The organism is Methanosaeta sp. UBA458 (assembly GCF_002496085.1).
Taxonomy (GTDB): Archaea; Halobacteriota; Methanosarcinia; order Methanotrichales; family Methanotrichaceae; genus Methanothrix; species Methanothrix soehngenii.
On record NZ_DAIK01000044.1, the window covers coordinates 31,008 to 31,983 of the forward strand.

A 976-nucleotide genomic window follows, 5' to 3' on the forward strand; every position below is an offset into this window, starting at 1 on the left:
CCTCATCTCACGCAGGCCAGCAGATCCTTGCTGGTGACGATGCCCACCAGGGCCCCATCCTTCATCACCGGCAGCCTTCTGATCTTATGCTCAATCATCAGCTCCGCCGCCTTCTGGGTGGAATCATCAAGATCGATGGTGATCAGTGGAGCTGGAGTCATGATATCAGAGACCTTGACCCTTGCCGGGTCCAGCCCCCTGGCGAACACCTCCAGGAAGATCTGGCTGGTGGTGACGATTCCCAGACACTCCTTGAGGAGGCGCTCTTTTGCCACCAGAACGCTGCCCTTCTTCTGCGCGGCCATCACCTTTATAGCATCCAGCACCATGGCCTCGGGGGGCACGGTGACAATGGGATAGCTCATCAATTCTCTGACCTTCATGGCACGACCTTTCCTTCGGGCGGACAATAAGAATAAAGCCGCCGTTTTGCATTTCCAATTCACCTATTGCCGCTCTATCAAGATAAATCAGACGCTCGGATTATGATAAGATAATAATATCGTACCATTTATATTCTTGTTTTAGATCTTCTGGAAAAGGAGAGGAGGAGGAGGAAGATGAGGAGAGCCACCTATTGCTCCAGCTCTCCCCACTCGATCTCCAGACCTACCGCGGGCTGCTCCAGGCCGAAGCTGCGCAAGAGCAGGGGGTGCAGCTCTCCAAAGCAGCCGATCCTCTTGCCTTCTGCGAAGAGGTCCGCCCCCCTTCCCGGCATAAAAGCTCTGTCCTTGGTGGGAGCGATATCCGCCTCGAGGTCCATCTCCCTCAAGACGGCATCCACAACCGACCTGATCTCTGAATAATTCGCCCCGCTGTGAATGGATGCAGCAGCCAGATTCATCCTGGTCTTCTTGTCTTTCACCACATCCCCGGCAGCGAATATCCTCTGGGGAAGAGGATGATGCTGATTGAGGGCGAAGATCTCCAGAAGGGAGCTGAGAAGCGAGGTACGGAGGATGGTATGCAGCTCGCT

General features: G+C 54.7%; 1 protein-coding gene and 1 pseudogene. Both read right to left on the reverse strand.

Features of this window, described 5'->3' with window-relative positions; all coding sequences use genetic code 11:
* Window positions 1-2: 2 nt before the first annotated feature.
* A complete protein-coding gene (locus tag BP822_RS02965; RefSeq protein WP_013719585.1) occupies window positions 3-383 on the reverse strand; it encodes a cyclic nucleotide-binding/CBS domain-containing protein in 381 nt (126 codons plus the stop codon).
* A gap of 191 nt (window positions 384-574) precedes the next feature.
* Window positions 575-976 (reverse strand): annotated as a pseudogene (gene pheT, locus BP822_RS02970) (phenylalanine--tRNA ligase subunit beta); the annotation flags it as partial.